Origin of the sequence: Streptomyces calidiresistens, assembly GCF_014141525.1 — a bacterium.
Taxonomy (GTDB): domain Bacteria; phylum Actinomycetota; class Actinomycetes; order Streptomycetales; family Streptomycetaceae; genus Streptomyces; species Streptomyces calidiresistens.
The window spans coordinates 1-381 of record NZ_VKHS01001636.1 but is presented as its reverse complement, the minus strand read 5'-3'; the positions used below and the strand labels follow the sequence as shown (position 1 = coordinate 381).

The 381-nt window shown below is 72.7% G+C and carries 1 protein-coding gene; it reads left to right on the top strand.

Annotated elements, in window-relative coordinates; all coding sequences use genetic code 11:
• Positions 1-12 precede the first annotated feature (12 nt).
• On the top strand, positions 13-381 hold a 369-nt coding region (locus FOE67_RS28610), incomplete at its 3' end, for an FGGY family carbohydrate kinase (protein ID WP_323385675.1).

Sequence of the window (381 nt, the reverse complement as noted above, 5' to 3'; positions counted from 1 at the left end):
GAGAGCCACCGCATCGTCGCCACCACCGGCATGCCGCTCAGCGTGCAGCGCCCGCAGCCGTTGTGGAGTGAGCAGCAGCCGGCCGACTGGTGGGCCGCACTCGAGGCCGGCATGGGCACGCTGAAGGCCGAGCACGGCACCGCGCTGGCGCGGGTGCGTGGCATCGGCCTATCCGGCCAGATGCACGGCGCCGTCACGCTGGACGGCGATGACACCGTGCTGCGCCCGGCCATCCTGTGGAACGACGGCCGCAGCGCCCCGCAGTGCGAGCAGATGATGGCCGCCTGCCCCTGGCTGCCGGCCATCACCGGCAACCTCGCGATGCCGGGCTTCACCGCGCCCAAGCTGGCCTGGATGCGCGAGCACGAGCCCGAACTGTTC